The sequence below is a fragment of the Microbacterium elymi genome, from assembly GCF_021582895.2.
GTDB lineage: Bacteria > Actinomycetota > Actinomycetes > Actinomycetales > Microbacteriaceae > Microbacterium > Microbacterium humicola.
Window position 1 is genome coordinate 2162311 of the sequence record NZ_CP091139.2, and the last position, 16129, is coordinate 2178439.

Below are 16129 nucleotides of genomic sequence, written 5' to 3' on the forward strand. Positions count from 1 at the left end.
CGATCGTCGATCCCACCAATGTATCGAACCGCGCGCACGATAGCATCGGGGTGTGTGCGGAATCGTGGGGATGGTCCGTTACGACGGGGCTGGGGCGACGCGGGAGACCATCGAGGCGATGGCGGGGACCGTGCGTCACCGGGGGCCCGACGACGGCGGCTGGTGGGTGGATGGGCCCGTCGGCTTCGGGCATCGTCGACTCTCGATCATCGACCTGGCCGGATCGCACCAGCCGATGCAGTCGGCAGATGGTCGCTGGTCGCTGGTGTTCAACGGCGAGATCTTCAATTATCGGGAAGCTGCGCCGTTCCCTCGACTATCCGTTCCACACAGATGGTGACAGTGAGACACTTCTGGCCGGTCTGGCCCGCCACGGCATCGGATACGTGGATCGCCTGGTGGGACAGTTCGCGTTCGCCGCCATGGACAGGTCGACGGGAACGCTTCATCTCGTGCGCGATCGACTCGGTGTCCTGCCGCTGTACTACCGGGTGACGAGCACCGAACTGCTGTTCGGATCTGAGGTCAAGGCGGTCCTGGCCGGGATGGGACAGTCGCCCCGTGTCGACTTCGAGAGCCTGGACGCCTATCTGTACGGGCGATCGGTCCCCGCGCCGCACACGCTGTTCGAAGGCATTCGGAAGGTGCCGGCTGCGCACCGCATCGAGTTCACCCGGGACGGGCGGCAGATCGAGCATCAGTACTGGGAGCCGTCCGCCGAGGATGCCGCGGCTTGGCGACCGGACCAGGCTGTGGACGCGGTCGACGCCGCGATCACGGACGCGGTGCAGGCTGCCCTGGTCGCGGATGTCCCGGTGGGCGCGTACCTGAGCGGTGGCGTGGACAGCAGCCTGATCGTCGCGAAGGCAGCCCAGCTGCACGGTGGGCGTCTCAAGACATTCGCCGCGGGGTTCGGAGACCCGAGGCATGATGAGCTTCCCTTCGCGCGGCAGGTCAGCGAACACGTCGGAACCGATCATCACGAGGTACGGGTCGACGCGGCCGATTTCGAAGAATTGTGGCCGCAGTTGACCTGGCACCGGGATGCCCCGATGTCGGAGCCGGCCGACTTCGCCGTGTATCGGCTGGCGCAGGCGGCGCGTGAGCACGTGTCGGTGGTGCTGTCGGGAGAGGGCGGAGACGAACTCTTCGGTGGCTACCCCAAATATCGGGTCGCCCGCACCATGGCGGCCGCATCCGTCCTTCCCGGCCGAGCCCGGCAGGCGATCGGCGACGCCGTCGATCGGCATCTGCCTGCACGTTTGGCGAAGGCGCGGATCGGCCTGCGGGTGTGGGGGACGCCGGACCGAGACGAACAATTCCGGACCTGGTTCGCACCATTCTCCGCCCGCGAGCGCGCAGAGCTGCTCGCCGGCGTTCCGACCCGGCGCTCCTCGGTGGCGGCGGTTGCCCGCGCCGTGGATCCCGTGCGCGCCATGCTCCTGGCCGACCTGCGCAAGCTGGCTGCCGGACAACCTTCTCGAGCGCGGAGATCGGATGTCGATGGCAGCCTCGCTGGAGTTGCGTCCTCCGCTGCTGGATCACCGCCTCGCCGAGCTCGCCTTCCGGCTGCCGTCGTCGATGAAGGTACGGACAGGTCAGACGAAATGGGTGTTGAAGGAGGTGGCGCGCCGCCACCTCCCCGCCGACATCGTCGACCGGCGAAAGGTCGGATTCCGGGTCCCGCTCGATTCCTGGTTCCGCACCTCCCTGCGCGACAGCGTGCACGACCGACTCACGGGACCGGGATCATTCGTAGCCGAGACGTTCGACCGCAAGGCAGTGCGTGATCTCCTCGACCGGCATGACAGCGGGAACTTCAACGAGGAGATCCGGATCTGGACGCTGATGTCGCTCGAGGTCTGGCACGAGCGGTTCTTCGCGACCGCCGCCGTCGGCTGAACCTGGTCACCCAGGCGTCACCCCAGTTCGCGGGAACTCCGGTCCCTCTCCCATCGCTGTGCCGACCGTGATGTGCGGGCGGAGAAGCGGGCGCATCCGATCACGACGACATACACGAAGACATCTATGATGAGCGCCGGTTCCCGCCGCAGCAGAACCCTGATGTCGGCCAACTGCCCTCGCTGGCCCTCTGACAGGCCGTCGTTCCGGTCACTCACTTCGCGCTGGGTCCGGTAGCTTCGACGGAGGATGCGCAGGAGGTCGGCCAGCCGACGTGGTGCCGTCACGACGACCGGGTCCGTGTCGACGATGGTGACTTCCTCGGGTGAGAACAGGCTGTCGACGAACAGGTCGTCCGAGACCAGGTCTGGGAACTCCCCGAACCGTTGGCGTCCGCGCTCGGAAAGGGCGTAGCAGCCCGCGCCCCAGAGTGCGGACGAGATCGAAGGAAGGGCGTGCCGGATCCGATACCAGCGGCGCACCGCCCATCCAGCGCGGCGGGTGTCGAACCGCTTGCGCCGGGCGACCGGCGAGCGAGCCCGTCGAGAGGGCATGGATCACATCCCGGGCCGCTCTGCTGGTCAGAACGATGTCGGCATCGAGGTAGATGCGCGGACCTGGGCCCGCATGCCGGTCACCCTCCCGAAGGGCGCCGACCTTGGATGCGGCGGCGAGCTCGACCACCTGCACCCCCGTGCGCGAGGCGGCGAGCGCCGCCGTCCCATCGGTGCAAGCCGTTGCAGACGACGATGACCCGCACGGAGTCGTCCTCGCGCAGCTCTGCGAGCGCGTCGAGGGTGCGTCCCAGGACCGATTCCTCGTTGTGGGCGGCGATGATGATCGTCCCGGGGTTCATCGGTCCCCCCAGGCAGGCGGCCGCGCGTGCGGCGCGACACGAGTGCGTGTGCGGCGGCCCGCGCCCCCGGGCGATGCGGCCGGAGGACGTTGCGCAGCAACACGATGAGGTGGAAGGCCCTTGCGGCGATGGGGCCGTGCCATTTGCGGTAGTACCGGACTTTGTTGACCTCGAGGAGCGCGTCGAGCTCGGTGAGCCTGCCCGATCCGCCGGCGCGGTGGGTGGCGATGGACTCCGGCACGTAGACGAGCAACTCGCTCCGCTCACGGATTCGCCGCGCGAAGTCGGTCTCTTCCGAGTACATGAAGAACCGCGCAGCATCCCACAGGCCGACGGCGTCCACGACGTCGCTGCGCACGGCGAGGACCGCTCCGGTCGCCCAATCGATCGGGTGGGGACGCGCGTATTCCACGGGGTTGCGGACAGTCTCCGACAGGGCGCCCGGACGAGTCGGCCAGGCATCGCCGAAAGCGGCCTCGCCCAGCGCCCGCAGGAGCGTCGGCTCTCGCCGGAGCGAGTCCTGTCGGCGGTCCTGCGCGTCCAGGATCTGAGGCACTGCGGCTCGCTGCCGAGTCCAGAGCCGCAACCAGCAGGGTCAGCGAACCGGCGCGGAGCGCGAGGTCGGGGTTGAGGAACACTGTGATCCGTGCGCGGGGCGCCCGACCCAGACCCGCGTTGATGCCACCCGAGTAGCCGAGATTGGCTCCGGAGTCGACGACGCTCACATTGTCGTTTCCGGGGATGAGACCGACCAGATCCTCGTCCACGGCATTGTTCACGATCGTGGCGTGCCAGGTCAGGTCCCCCGCGGCCGGCTCGATCGAGGCGATCAGCCCCGGAAGATCCTTCGCATTGTGGTACGACACGACGATGATCGAGAGGTCGAGCATCGACCCGCCCTTTCTGCGGCGTCCCCGCGCCAGCCCCTGGGTATCACCGTAGCGGCCAGGCGGTCGTGGCACGAACATGCGGCGGATCCTCAGCGGACCCCCGGTGCTTCATATGCGGGGATGTGTATGCTGACCGAACACGCGCCGATTGGGGAACGGGGGCAGCGTGGGCGTTCGCGATGTAATCGGGGCGATCGGAAGGCGCTGGTATGCCTTCCTCATCGTCCTCATTATGGTGGCCGCCATCGGCGTGACCTTCTACCGCGGTGGGGGCTCGTTCTACACCAAGACAACGATCACTTTCACCCTGCCGACCCGGTCTACACTCATTCCCGGGAGCGGCACCGACGACTCCAGCGTGATCGCGTTCGCGAGCGCGGTGGCCACGGAGATCAACCGCGGCAAGCCGGTCCCGACCTACTCCTCGGCCGACGCGCCGTATTACGGCGCCGGTGTGCGGCAGGGCGTCATGGTGTCGCTGCGCAATGCAGGGAATCAATGGATGGCGAGCTTCCCCACGGCGACGATCGACATTCAGATCGTGGGTGCAACCCGTGACTGGGTGGCAGGAATGCAGCAGTCGATCCTGGACAACATCCTGGGGGTCGCTCGCGCACAGCAGAGCGCATCGCTCACCGCGCCGTCCGACCGGATCACAGCTAGCGTGGAGCCGCTGACCACGCAGATCATTGAGATCTCCTCCTCGCGTTCCACTCAGCTGCTCGCGGCGGCTGCGCTGGCGCTCGCCGGCCTGATCGCCGGAGGCTGGGCGGCGATCGCCGTGGACCGCGCTGTACGGCGTCCGCGAATCGGTCACCGAGGTCGACGCGGGAGTACCACGTCTGACCCCGCACCGCGAATGGGAGACTTGAGGACATGAATCTTGCCGACACACTGCGCGGCTTGCTCCGGCGCTGGTACATCGTCGTGCCTGGCCTGCTGTTGGCTGTCGTGATGGCTTTCGGTGCCTTCACCGTTGTGAAGCCCGGTTATCAGCGCACGGCGACTCAGCTTCTGCTTCCCGGTGAGGGAACCGTGCCGGCAGGGACGACGAACCCTTATCTGTTCCTCGGCGGACTGACGCAGGCCGCCGACATCGTCGCTCGGGTGATGAACTCGAGCAGGGGATCGGGTCCGTCGCGGACAAGTACCCCGGGATCGAGGTGACCGTCGTGCGGGATCCGGTCATGGCCGGACCGGTGATCAGCACCACGGTGGTCGCGCAGAGCGACGCCGACGCCGGCGCCGCTCTCGATGACCTGATCGGGACGACGACGCGCGTCCTGCACGATCTGCAGATCGAGCAGAAGGTCAAGGCCGTCGATCAGATGTCGATCACGACCTTGACCGAGGACCAGAAGAGCAGCCTGCGAGCAGAAGACGCGTTTCATCATTACGGCGGGGGTGGGTCTCGCGGTCGTGGCGCTCTCTCTGATCGTGGCCAGTCTCGTGGACGGGCTGGCGCGCCGAGCGCGCCGCACCGGTCGCAAGGGCGGACACGCGGGAGAGCCCAGAGCGCCGGAGGACGAGCGCGTTCTGAATGGCGACGAGGGGCCGGGCGCAGAAGTCGCAGACGTCGAGGCCGAGGGTGCGCATCCGGATCTCGTCGAGACCGGTCCTGCCCTCACCGATGCTGACGCGGAGCCGGTCGGCGCATCCACCGGACGCGGGCGCCCGCACACCGGCGACTGAGAGGTATCGTGGCGCTTCCGAGTCCGGCCCTCCCTCCGCCCGTCTCGGCCTCGCGGCGGGCGCGAGCCGTCGGGAGTTCCGGGTTCACGGCGGCGACGATGCTCACCGTATACCTGGTGCTGCTCGTCGCGATCCCGTCCAGTGTCTCGATCGCGGCCCTCGGCGGCCTCGGGCGTCCGTCGCTGCTGTGGGGACTGATCCTGCTGTTCTGGTGGTTGCTCTCGAAGCTCCAGGCACGCACGCACGTGACGGTGCCGGTTCGACAGCCTCTGAGGTTCGCCTTCGGCGCGCTGATCGTGGTCGTCCTCATCAGCTTCGCGGCGGCCATGCTTCGGGGGCAGCCGGCGGACCAGATCAGCCCGGCCACGACCGCGCTGATCCGGCTGGCCTCCTGGGGTGGCGTGCTCCTGGTGGCCATGGACGGCATTCGCACGCACGCCGATGCCGCCACGCTCGTCCGGAGGATCGCAATCGCCGGTGGCGCGCTTGCGGCGCTGGGCCTTGCGCAGTTCCTCACCGGTCAGACGCTGCTCGACTGGATCGTATCCATTCCCGGCATCGCCGTCGACGGCTCCGGTGTCGCCATGCGCGGTTCATTCACCCGCGCCTCCGGCACGGCCATCCACCCGCTCGAATACGGGACGGCGGTGGTGGCGGCGCTGCCGCTCGCGATCACCGTGGCCGTTCACAAGGGCTTCCGCAATCGGCCTTCTCCGCATGCTGGGGTGTGGTGGGCTCCGGTCGCCCTCATCCTCATCGCGTCGGTCATCGCGGTATCCCGGTCGGCGATCATCGGGCTCGCCATCGCGTTGATCGGGTCGATGCCGGCCATCCCCAAACGATTCCGATGGACGATCGGCATCGGCGGCGGCGTCCTCGCACTGGGAGTCCTCGCGCTGGTGCCTGGCATGTTCGGCACGATTGTCGGGCTGTTCGTCGGTGCCTCCGACGACCCGAGCACGCAGTCGCGCACGGACGCCCTCGCTCGTGTTCCCGAGTTCATCTCGTCATCGCCGCTGATCGGGCAGGGCTTCGGTACGTTCCTTCCCCGCTACTACATCTTCGATAACGCGTGGGTGCTCCTGACGGTGGAGCTGGGCGTCTTCGGTCTGATCTGCTTCGCTGCTGTGGCATTCTCTGCGATCGGGAGTGCCCTGGTCGCCGGGACGAGGTCGCCGTTCGATGACACGACCGCGATGAGCAGGGGGCTGGCAGCGGCGATGATCACCATCTGCACGTTGCTTCTGTTCTTCGATGGCCTGTCCTTCCCGATCTCGGCAGGGTTGTTCTTCCTCGTGGCAGGACTGACCGCCGCCATGCGCACGATATCGATTTCGGACGTCGAGCTCGTCTCCGGGATGAGGCGGGCTTCACGTGCGGAGGTCAACGGACCGGTGACGGTGCTGCCGACGGCGAGGAGCGCCGATGCGCACCACGGGTGACTCGCCGCCGCGATATCGCCGAGCCGCGCTGGTCGGGCTCGGCTGCTACCTCCTGGTCGCAGCCCTCATTCTGCTCGCACCGGTCTCGTACGGCGGGGTCATCCACGTCCTGGCGGCGGGTCTGCGCTCACTTCCGGGAGTCCCGGCATTCGGAGATGGCTGGGTCGAGTTCGTCGCCAACATCGTGCTCTTCGTGCCGATGGGGTTCTTCCTCACGCTGCTGTTCCGCCACCCCGCGTATGGTGCGGTGCTGGGGATCGCAATATCGGCGGCTGTCGAGGTCGCGCAGATCGTCATCCCGGACCGCACTCCCACAGTCCGTGACATCCTCTCGAATTCGATCGGCGCGGCAGTGGGCGCTCTGATCGCGTGGCTCATTGTCGTGGGCAGCAAGCGCCGACTTGCGAAGACCGCGACGTCACCGGCTGGCACCGTCGAACCGGAGTCGCCAGGGCAGAGCACCTAGGCCCAGGTCTGGACCCATCGCTTGACGACCACGCGCACGTTCCATCGGTCGATATCGCGCTGGCGGCTCGCGGCGATGCCGCCGATGAGGGCGGCAGCCACCGAGAACGTCGAATGGCGCGAATGGATGAGCCAGTCGCACTGTGCAAGCGCCCACATATCGATGAGGGCGTTCTCGGCCTCGCGGCGAGGGTCGTCGAGGACCAGGTGCTCATGCAGCGAATTGTCGTCGTCGCCAAGTTCCTTGTCGATCACGAAGACATTCTCGAAACGAGATCGGAACTGCTCCTGCACCCCGTGATTGTCAGTGGCGAGGAAGAATTGCGCATCGGGCACGCGCGCAGCAAGTCTGGCCGCCTCGCGGAACACGCGATCCAATGACACCTTGCGGTCGGTGTACCGGATGTGCACACCGATGACGGGGCGCTCGCGCCCGGCGAACAGCGCCTCGACCTCTTTCCGTACGCGGGCGTTCGGGGTGAAGCATCGACCGAGGGCCCATTGGGTGAGCTGATTGCGGGTCATGCCTGCGGAACTGAGGGCTCTTCGCGGCATGACGCCGGATTCTCGCCATCTTCGGCAAGTAGGACCAGAACACGGCGACGCGTTCTTCTACGGCAGGGTGTGACAGGTCGATCGACAGCTTGCGATACACGAACGGATTGCTGTGGTGAGCGGGGAAGAGCTCCGAGATGACGTCGGTCGGATGCTGTGCGAGTCGTCCCTTCCACACCTGCGGGCTCACCGACGCGATGTCGTCAAGTTCGGCCGCCTGAGTCGGCGTCGGGCTGTCGAAGAGCAGCGGGTAGGCGTCCTCGCCCCGCGGGAGGTACTCACCGTCTCGCCAGTCGATCACCGCCGTCCGACCGGTCAGCGCCCCGATGACCACACCGGTGCAGGCGGAGAGGATCCGATTGCCGAACCCGCCCTTCGCCTTTACCAGCAGGTATCGATCGGTCTCCCCCGTCATGCGAGGCTGCGGCTTGCGACGAGCTCCAGATCGCTGTCGACCATGAGACGAGCGAGGTCCGGAGCGTGCGTCTGAGGCTTCCATCCGAGCCGCGCCTCGGCTTTCGTCGGATCCCCGATCAGGTCATCGACCTCGGTCGGGCGCACATACCGCGGGTCGAAGCGGACGTGCTTCTCCCAGTCGAGACCCACATGCTCGAAAGCGAACTGCAGGAAGTCCCGCACGGTGTACGTCGTGCCGGTCGCCACCACGAAGTCGTCCGGTTCGTCGGCCTGCAGCATCCGCCACATCGCCTCGACGTACTCCTTGGCGTACCCCCAGTCCCGAGCAGCGTCGAGATTGCCCAGGTAGAGGTGCTCCTGCAGACCGGAGGCGATCCGGGCGGCGGCCATCGTGATCTTCCGGGTAACGAATGTCTCCCCTCGACGGGGGGATTCGTGGTTGAAGAGGATGCCGTTGACCGCGTACATGTCGTAGGCCTCGCGGTAGTTCCGGGTCATCCAGTACGAGTACAGCTTGGCTTGCGCCGTACGGTGACCGCGGGTAGAACGGCGTCGACTCGTTCTGCGGTGGGGGCGTCGCCCCGAACATCTCCGAGCTGGACGCCTGGTAGAAGCGAGTGGGCAGTCCCGACTCCCGGATGGCCTCGAGAATGCGGGTGGTGCCCATTCCCGTCACGTCCCCGGTGAACTCCGGCTCGTCGAACGATACGCGGACGTGCGACTGCGCAACCAGGTGGTAGACCTCGTCCGGTCGGATCCGCTCGATGAGGGTGACGAGACGCGATCCGTCAGTCAGGTCCGCATAGTGGAGGAAGAGACGTGCATCCTCATCATGCGGGTCGCGGTAGAGATGATCGATGCGCTGGGTGTTGAACGTCGATGCACGCCGGATCAGCCCGTGCACCACGTAGCCCTTCTCGAGCAGGAGTTCGGCCAGATACGACCCGTCCTGCCCCGTGATGCCCGTGATCAGAGCGATCTTCGTGGTGGTCATGCATGCCCCTTGTCGATGCTTCACCGAAACATTGCGAGATGGCCGGCGGCCTGAAGCTCCCCAGCCGCACTGTTCCCCGACGCTCACTCTAGCGTGGCGCCGCTCGATTCCCACGTCTCCGATGGCGCGACGACCCCGCTACGGGCATGGTGATTTCCCGTAGCATGAGAGCTGAAGGGCGAGATTCCATACTGCGTCGATGGGGAGACGAAATGGTACAGCGCACACTCGATCGCGACGCGGTCATCTATGTGGCGGGACATGGCGGCCTGGTGGGCTCGGCGATCTGGCGGGCACTCGAGGCGAAGGGATTCCGGAACCTCGTGGGGTGGCGTTCATCGGAACTCGACCTTCGTGATTCTCAGGCCACTGCCAATGCGGTGCGGGATGCCGCGCCCGATGTGGTGATCGTGGCGGCGGCGCGCGTCGGCGGAATTCTCGCCAATTCCACGGCGCCGGTCGATTTCCTCAACGACAACCTCCGTATCCAGACGAGCATCTTCGAGGCGGCCCATGCCGCGGATGTGGATCGGCTGCTCTTCCTCGGATCGTCTTGCATCTATCCGAAGTACGCAGCCCAGCCCATCTCGGAGTCGTCGCTGTTGACCGGAGAGCTGGAGCCGACGAACGAGGCATACGCGATAGCGAAGATTGCCGGCATCATCGCCATCCAGTCCTACCGACGGCAGTACGGCCGGCATTGGATCTCCGCGATGCCCACGAACCTGTACGGTCCGGGGGACAACTTCGATCTCACGAGTTCACACGTGCTGCCGGCGATGATCCGGAAGTTCGACGACGCGCGCGAGAACGGATCCACCGTCTCGCTCTGGGGAACGGGATCGCCTCGGCGTGAGTTCCTGCACGTCGATGATCTGGCGTCCGCAGTGCTCTTCCTGCTCGACCACTACGACGCGGATGACACAGTCAACGTGGGCACAGGAGAGGACATCACCATTCGCGAGCTCGCCGAGACCGTCGCCGGTGTCGTCGGGTACGAGGGCGACACGCAATGGGATGCCGACAAGCCCGACGGGACCCCGCGAAAGCTGCTCGATGTCAGTCGGCTTCGCGGCTTGGGATGGGAACCGAACATCGCCCTGCGGCCGGGCATCGAGGCCACGTACGCCTGGTACCGCGAGCACGTGAAGTAGGACTACTCCCGCACCACGGCCGGCGACCACGCGTGCGGGATGAGCAGCGTCGGCGCAGACGTCCCGTCGGCCTTCAGCTCCCACACGTCCGAATCGCCGGGGGTGTCGTTCGGCATGCCGTACAGAAGCGTGCCGTCGTCCAGCCACTCGATCTGATCGTCGATGCCTGCGGGTCTCGGCATCCAGCACCGTCACCTTGCCTGATGCGATGTCGAAGACCGCGGGCGTCCAGTGCACGGTCGGGCCGGCGCCCGAGGTGACGCGCTTGAACGCGATGCGCGTGCCGTCCGGCGAGAGCGAGGGGCACTCCACCGTCTCGATGACCGATCGCAGCGTCCGCTTCCTGATGTCGCCCTTGACCAGATACGTCTGCCCGACCGTGGTCATGCCGACGGTCGCGTAGAACGTGTCGTCGTCGACGAACGTGATGCCCCAGTAGTTGCGGTCGAAGGGGGCGCTGACTTTGCCGTCGAGGTACAGCGTCCAGTCCTCGAGGTTGCCGAAGCTGCTCCCGTCCGACGTCTTGCGGATCACCGTCTCGGTCGAGAACCCGATCGTCGCATAGGCGTGGCCGGTGACGAACGCGGTGGTCGCCACGAGCGACCCGTCGGGGGAGAAGCGGGTCCGGCTGGGCACGCCCGGCAGCGGCCACTCCAGCTGCTCCGCGCCCGCGTCGTCATAGATCCGCGCGTTGTAGCTCGGCGTGATGCCCCGCTCGGACCGCAGGCACGAGAACGCGGTGTCGGTGGCGTCCACCCGATCGCAGGCGATATCGGTCAGCGCACGCGCCCCTCCAGGATCATCCAGCGGCACGCTGCCCACCAGCCCGTAACCCTGCCCGGTGGCGGTGTTGCGAAAGACGATCCGGTCGCCCTGCGCCCACTCGGTCGGCGCGGTGGTCTCTGCGGCCGACGGAGCGCTCTGCCGTGCCTGGTACTGCGCCCAGGCGTACACGCCGACGCCCGCCGTCACCCCGAGCGCCAGCACCGAGACGAGGGTGATCGCCAGCCACTTGACCCGCGGACTCACGCGTCGACCTCTCGCCCGCGGGCAGCCAGATACGGGCGGAGGAGCAGCGCGATGAGGGGGATGGCGATCACCAGCAGCACCGAGACGATGATCATCGACGTCTCGCGGCCCGCGGCGTACCAGAGGATGCCGAAGCCGGCCGCCGAGAGGAACCGGGTGAACGCGACCACCGTCTGTGCCGCGGCGATCCCGGTGCCGTGCGTCTCGGGAGTCGTCAGCTGCGCGGCCAGCGCGGCCAGCACGCCGTCGGTGGCGGCGTAGAACGCTCCGAGGAACGCCAGGCACAGCAGCGTGGCCGCGACGTCCGCCATCGGCAGAGCGGCGACCACGTACGCGGCCAGCAGGCCGACGTGCCCGAAGACGAACACCCGCGCCCGTCCGATGCGGTCGGCCAGACGGCCGAGCGGGATGGCCAGCGCGAGGAACGCGATGTTGGTGCCGACGTACATCAGCGGGAACCACTGCGCGGCGAAGTCGCTGCGTGCCTGCAGCACGAGGTAGACGAAGCCGTCGCCGATGGTCAGCAGCCCGAGGATCCCGGCCGCGGCCAGCACCCGCCGCATCGGGCCGGCCGTGATGACGCTCCAGTCGAACTTCGGGCGGGGCGGCCGTGGGGCGCGCGGCGCCGGAGGGACGGATGCCGCGGGCACGGCATCCGGGAACGGTCGCTGCGCCCGCACGTTCGGCACGAACAGGCCGAGCACCGCGACGCCGACCACCGCGAAGGCCAGCGAGGCCACGAAGATCGTGCCGTAGCCGTTCGGGATCAGCAGCAGGATGACGAATGCGATGAGCGGCCCGACGGCGGCGCCGATGTTGTCCAGCGTGCGGTGCACGCCGAACGACGTGCCCAGGTTGTCGGGGCGCGACGACGCGGTGATCACGGAGTCACGGGGAGCGGTGCGGATGCCCTTGCCGATCCGGTCCAGGGAGATCACGGCGGTCAGCGCGGCGAACCCGGAGGCGAACAGCAGCCCGATGCGGGCGACGGCCGCGAGGGCGTAGCCGACGAACGCCACCCACTTCGGCTGGTCGAGCCGGTCGGACGTGTATCCGCCCGCGATCCGGACGAGGGCGCTGATCCCCTGGTAGAGCCCGTCGATGAACCCGTACGCGATCGTCGACAGCCCGAGGAACCCGGTGATGTACAGGGGCAGGATCGCACTGACCGACTCGGACGAGATGTCGGTGAGCATCGAGACGATCCCGAGACTGACGACGGCGGACGAGACCGCTCGCACGCCTCGGCGCCTGCCCGTTCCCGTCGCCGCCGGGTCGGCCGCAGCATCCGTCTTCTGCTTCTGGGCCTGCTTCGGCTTGTTCGAGAACGAGATGTACATGCAGCCTCACTTCGTCCGGAACACGCCGAAGATCGTGTACCGGTTGCCGGTCCCGGACGACCCCGTCGCCAGCGTCACCGATTCGTACCGCCCGATGAAGGCCACCGAGCCGTCGTCGCTGGATCCCGGCTTGCATTCCGAGCGACTCCCAGAGCTTCTCGTAGTGGGCTCGGATCGCCTTCTCCGACTCGGACGAACGGGCGACGAGCGTGACCTGCATCCGGGTGCCCTGTGTGGCGATCGAGGACGACACCACGTCCGCCTTCACCGTCGGGCCCATGACCGAGGCGGGGAAGCCCTTGACCAGACCCTGATCCTTCGCCGCCGACTTCGGCAGCGGCGCGCTCACCAGCGGTGTCGCCGGGGCGATCGAGGGCAGGCGGTCGTCCGGCGTGGCGGTCGGCGGCAGGACTTCGGACCCGGAAGTGGGCGTCGCCTGCGGCAGAGGACCGGGCTTGGCCGATGCCTTGGTCGACGGGGTCGATCCGCTCGGCCCGCTCGATCCCCTCGGCCCACTCGATCCGCCCGACCCGTTCGCCGCCTGCGAGGCCGTCTGTCCGGGTGCCGCGGTCGGCGTCGCCTGTGCGTTCCACAGGACGGCTACTACGACCACGCCCGCCACGACGACCGCCGCCACGACGCCGATGACGACCTTCATCCCCGTCGTCAGCGCCGATGTGCGCTTCTGATCGCTCATGCTCCGCCTCCCCAGTCGGATCCCCACCGACATCCGCTGCTTCCCGCGCGGATGTCGGCGCTTGATCATCTCATCTATACCCAGGGATCCGCGACCATGGGGACACGTGCCGTGCGGCGATCGTGTCCTTTGGGAAGGGGAGCATGGTCGCGGATCCAGTCGGTGGTTCGGATGCTGTAGGCACCCGAACGAGTCAGTAGGCCCCCTTCGGGTCGATCATCACGCGGAAGGTCCGCCACATGATCATCAGATCGGTCATGACCGACCAGTTCTCGACGTAGCGCAGGTCGAGCCGCACGCTCTCGTCCCACGACAGGTCGCTGCGCCCGCTCACCTGCCACAGGCCGGTGATGCCCGGCTTGATGTACAGCCGGCGATACACGGCGCCGCCGTACGCATCGACCTCGCTGGGCAGCGGCGGGCGCGGGCCCACCACGCTCATGTCGCCGCGCAGCGCGTTCCAGAACTGCGGGAGCTCGTCCAGCGAGAACTTGCGCAGCACGGTGCCGATCCGGGTGATGCGCGGATCGTGCTTGAGCTTGAACAGCGGACCGGACCCTTCGTTGGCGTCCCTCAGCTCGGCCAGGCGGGCTTCGGCATCCACGTGCATCGTCCGGAACTTGAGGATCTTGAACTGGGTGCCGTCCCGACCGACGCGGACCTGGCGGAAGAACACCGGGCCGCGGTCCTCGAGCTTGATCAGCAGCGCGATCGGCAGGCCGATCAGCGTGATCGGGATCAGCGCGAGCACAGAGATGGCGATGTCCATCGCGCGCTTGAGCAGGTGCCGTCCGCCCTCGAACTCGGGGATCTTCACGTGGATCAGCGGCAGGCCGTCGATCGGGCGAAGCGAGATCCGAGGGCCGGCGACATCAGCGAGACGACTGGACAGGATGAGTTCGGATGCCGTGCCCTCGAGCTCCCAGCTCAAGCGCTTGATGAAATCCGGCTCCCTGTCCAGTCGACTCGCCACGACGACGGAGTCGGCGCCGAGTTGGCGCGCGCGCAGCGCGACCGTACCCGTCGTCCCCACAACGGGATAGGTGCGTCCGTCGACGATCATGGGGGTCTGAGACCCGTCCTCGAGCGCCGCTCCGACGATCGAGTAGCCCTTGTTGGTATCCTGCTCGAGCTGCCGGATGACGTACTCGACGTCGTCCCGGGTGCCGGTCACGAGGGTGCGCGCCGTGCAGTGGCCGTACTCGCGCTGGGCGATCAGCCAGCGGCGCCAGCTCCAGCGCCCGACGAGGACGGCGAACAGGCCGAGCGGGAGTGCGGCGATCAGCTTGCATCCGCACCCCGTGCCACTGGAAGACCACGAACAGCATCGCGACGATCCCGAAGGCGAGACCGGTCGCGTGCGCCACGCGCTTGTACTCCGTCGCGCCGCCGCCGAGGATCGCCATCGCCCGCGTGCCGAACAGCGACAGCATCCCGATCCACACCGCAGCCGTCAGCAGCGGGATCCGCAGCATTGCCCAGGCGTCGATCGGCCCGGATGCCTCGGTGAGCAGGTCGAGCGCCCCCGCACCCGCGGAGGCCCCGAGGACGATCATCGCGTCCGAGACCCGCAGCCGCCGGCGGTACCGCCGCTCCCAGAGCAGGCGGCGCTCCAGCGCGGGCTGGACGCGCGGCGAGACGCCGGTCGTCACGGCCGCCGTGTGCGGTGTCTCGGCGTGGCGCGACGGCGTGAGCTGATCGAAGCCGATCACTCCCGGCAGTGCGTCGATCGCCGTCATAGTGCACGCGCGGTCAAGCGCACGCGTGCCAACGCGTCCCCAGTCGACATCTTTACTTCCCCAGTAATGTCGCGACAGGTTCCCACCTGTCGTATTCCCCAGACGGCTCATCGGCTTCCCACGGCCGATGATCGGAGCATCCCACTGCTCCAGCCGCTGTCACTCTATCGTGCCCGGGTCCGTTGCGGAAGGGATACCGCGGATCCGTGTCACACCGTGACGTTCACCCTGCAAGAGGTCGTCGTCTGCGCGGTGATACCGGGCGTCATTCTCGGGGGCACCGGCGCGTGCGGTGACGGAATCCGTGCGCTGTGCGACGATGCCGACATGACCGCCGCCCCGCTCGACGTCGTCGCCGCGGTGATCGTGGACGGCGACCGGATCCTCGCCTGCCGTCGCCGTGAGGGAAAGGCCGACGCGGGCCGCTGGGAGTTCCCCGGCGGCAAGGTCGAACCGGGGGAGTCGCCGGCCGAGGCGCTCGTGCGCGAGGTCCGCGAAGAGCTGGGCATCGACATCCGCATCGGGGAGGTCCTGCGGACGGACGTGACGGATGCCGCAGGCCGCAGCATCCGCCTCACCTGTCTGGCCGCGACCCTGTCAGGGGAGCGTCCGACCGACAGCACCGATCACGACCGGATGGAGTGGGTGCGCCCCGCCGAGCTGTCGGCCCTGGACTGGGCCGAGCCGGATCTGCCGATGGTGCGCGAGCTCAGCGGCGGGTGACGTCAGTCGCACGGAGGCAGCTCATACGGCCACATTGATCGTCGCAACGGGCATCGCGTCCGCCGCCGCGACGCAGATGATCCGTCCGCCCGCATCCGGAATCCATGACAGTCGGTGCATGGCGATCGCCGTCTCGAGTTCCTGGGGGAAGCCAAGAGCCCGCGCCCCGTGGTCTTCGACAGGGCTTCAAGCGCAGACCATACTTCCACAGTGGAAGAGTTCGGAGGGCAAACC

At 67.6% G+C, this 16129-nt stretch carries 18 protein-coding genes and 2 pseudogenes; 11 read left to right on the top strand and 9 right to left on the bottom strand.

Annotation, left to right across the window (positions count from 1 at the left end):
• The first annotated feature begins 70 nt into the window (after positions 1-70).
• From L2X98_RS11695 to L2X98_RS11705, 3 genes and pseudogenes are all read left to right on the top strand, one after another.
• Positions 71-340, top strand: coding sequence for a hypothetical protein (locus tag L2X98_RS11695; RefSeq protein WP_494337247.1), 270 nt, complete (start codon positions 71-73; stop codon positions 338-340).
• Positions 249-1391: pseudogene (locus tag L2X98_RS11700) on the top strand (asparagine synthetase B family protein); the annotation flags it as partial. The gene L2X98_RS11695 and the pseudogene L2X98_RS11700, both read left to right, overlap by 92 nt.
• Before the next feature lie 106 nt (positions 1392-1497).
• Positions 1498-1902, top strand: coding sequence for an asparagine synthase C-terminal domain-containing protein (locus L2X98_RS11705; RefSeq protein WP_259611012.1), 405 nt, complete (start codon positions 1498-1500; stop codon positions 1900-1902).
• Between the two features lie 17 nt (positions 1903-1919).
• Here L2X98_RS11705 and L2X98_RS11710 read toward each other — a convergent pair whose 3' ends face one another.
• The 3 genes from L2X98_RS11710 to L2X98_RS11720 form a co-directional block, all read right to left on the bottom strand.
• Positions 1920-2456 (bottom strand): hypothetical protein, encoded by a 537-nt coding sequence (locus L2X98_RS11710; protein WP_259611013.1) that lies wholly within the window; start codon positions 2454-2456, stop codon positions 1920-1922.
• An 80-nt stretch (positions 2457-2536) separates the two neighbouring features.
• Positions 2537-2758, bottom strand: a complete 222-nt coding sequence (locus tag L2X98_RS11715; RefSeq protein WP_259611014.1) for a hypothetical protein — start codon at positions 2756-2758, stop codon at positions 2537-2539.
• 263 nt (positions 2759-3021) lie between these two features.
• Positions 3022-3648, bottom strand: coding sequence for a glycosyltransferase family 2 protein (locus tag L2X98_RS11720; RefSeq protein ID WP_259611015.1), 627 nt, complete (start codon positions 3646-3648; stop codon positions 3022-3024).
• Positions 3649-3880: 232 nt separating this feature from the next.
• Here L2X98_RS11720 and L2X98_RS11725 point away from each other — a divergent pair, with 232 nt between their 5' ends.
• The gene (locus L2X98_RS11725) at positions 3881-4528 is read left to right on the top strand and encodes a hypothetical protein (RefSeq protein WP_259611016.1); all 648 of its coding nucleotides are present in this window, start codon (positions 3881-3883) and stop codon (positions 4526-4528) included.
• Positions 4529-4706: 178 nt separating this feature from the next.
• Here the strand turns inward: L2X98_RS11725 and L2X98_RS11730 are convergent, their stop codons facing one another.
• Positions 4707-5042: a hypothetical protein gene (locus L2X98_RS11730; protein ID WP_259611017.1), complete on the bottom strand. Its 336-nt coding sequence runs from the start codon at positions 5040-5042 to the stop codon at positions 4707-4709.
• A gap of 10 nt (positions 5043-5052) precedes the next feature.
• Between L2X98_RS11730 and L2X98_RS11735 the strand changes: the two genes are divergently transcribed.
• From L2X98_RS11735 to L2X98_RS11745, 3 genes are all read left to right on the top strand, one after another.
• Positions 5053-5340: a hypothetical protein gene (locus L2X98_RS11735; RefSeq protein WP_259611018.1), complete on the top strand. Its 288-nt coding sequence runs from the start codon at positions 5053-5055 to the stop codon at positions 5338-5340.
• A 98-nt stretch (positions 5341-5438) separates the two neighbouring features.
• Complete coding sequence (locus tag L2X98_RS11740; protein WP_259611019.1) at positions 5439-6782, top strand: O-antigen ligase family protein; 1344 nt, start codon at positions 5439-5441, stop codon at positions 6780-6782.
• The gene (locus L2X98_RS11745) at positions 6766-7248 is read left to right on the top strand and encodes a VanZ family protein (protein WP_259611020.1); all 483 of its coding nucleotides are present in this window, start codon (positions 6766-6768) and stop codon (positions 7246-7248) included. The genes L2X98_RS11740 and L2X98_RS11745 overlap by 17 nt, the downstream gene beginning before the upstream one ends.
• Here the strand turns inward: L2X98_RS11745 and L2X98_RS11750 are convergent.
• Positions 7245-7772 carry a nodulation protein NodZ gene (locus L2X98_RS11750; protein WP_259611021.1) on the bottom strand — a complete coding sequence of 176 codons (528 nt, stop codon included), beginning with the start codon at positions 7770-7772 and terminating at the stop codon, positions 7245-7247. The genes L2X98_RS11745 and L2X98_RS11750 overlap by 4 nt on opposite strands.
• Positions 7773-8213: 441 nt before the next feature.
• Positions 8214-9213, bottom strand: a pseudogene (gene gmd / locus L2X98_RS11755) (GDP-mannose 4,6-dehydratase).
• A 212-nt stretch (positions 9214-9425) separates the two neighbouring features.
• Here gmd and L2X98_RS11760 point away from each other — a divergent pair.
• Positions 9426-10367, top strand: a complete 942-nt coding sequence (locus L2X98_RS11760) for a GDP-L-fucose synthase family protein (protein WP_259611022.1) — start codon at positions 9426-9428, stop codon at positions 10365-10367.
• 2 nt (positions 10368-10369) lie between these two features.
• Here L2X98_RS11760 and L2X98_RS11765 read toward each other — a convergent pair whose 3' ends face one another.
• A complete protein-coding gene (locus L2X98_RS11765) occupies positions 10370-10549 on the bottom strand; it encodes a hypothetical protein (RefSeq protein WP_259611023.1) in 180 nt (59 codons plus the stop codon).
• Between the two features lie 26 nt (positions 10550-10575).
• Between L2X98_RS11765 and L2X98_RS11770 the strand changes: the two genes are divergently transcribed.
• Positions 10576-10770: a hypothetical protein gene (locus L2X98_RS11770; RefSeq protein ID WP_259611024.1), complete on the top strand. Its 195-nt coding sequence runs from the start codon at positions 10576-10578 to the stop codon at positions 10768-10770.
• Between the two features lie 622 nt (positions 10771-11392).
• On the opposite strand, the gene L2X98_RS11775 is transcribed toward L2X98_RS11770, so the two are convergent.
• The gene (locus L2X98_RS11775) at positions 11393-12736 is read right to left on the bottom strand and encodes an MFS transporter (RefSeq protein WP_259611025.1); all 1344 of its coding nucleotides are present in this window, start codon (positions 12734-12736) and stop codon (positions 11393-11395) included.
• Between the two features lie 392 nt (positions 12737-13128).
• Here L2X98_RS11775 and L2X98_RS11780 point away from each other — a divergent pair, with 392 nt between their 5' ends.
• Positions 13129-13425 carry a hypothetical protein gene (locus tag L2X98_RS11780; protein ID WP_259611026.1) on the top strand — a complete coding sequence of 99 codons (297 nt, stop codon included), beginning with the start codon at positions 13129-13131 and terminating at the stop codon, positions 13423-13425.
• A 201-nt stretch (positions 13426-13626) separates the two neighbouring features.
• On the opposite strand, the gene L2X98_RS11785 is transcribed toward L2X98_RS11780, so the two are convergent.
• Complete coding sequence (locus L2X98_RS11785) at positions 13627-14883, bottom strand: sugar transferase (RefSeq protein ID WP_354003045.1); 1257 nt, start codon at positions 14881-14883, stop codon at positions 13627-13629.
• Between the two features lie 616 nt (positions 14884-15499).
• Here L2X98_RS11785 and L2X98_RS11790 point away from each other — a divergent pair.
• Positions 15500-15895 carry a (deoxy)nucleoside triphosphate pyrophosphohydrolase gene (locus L2X98_RS11790; protein WP_259611027.1) on the top strand — a complete coding sequence of 132 codons (396 nt, stop codon included), beginning with the start codon at positions 15500-15502 and terminating at the stop codon, positions 15893-15895.
• Positions 15896-16129 lie beyond the last annotated feature (234 nt).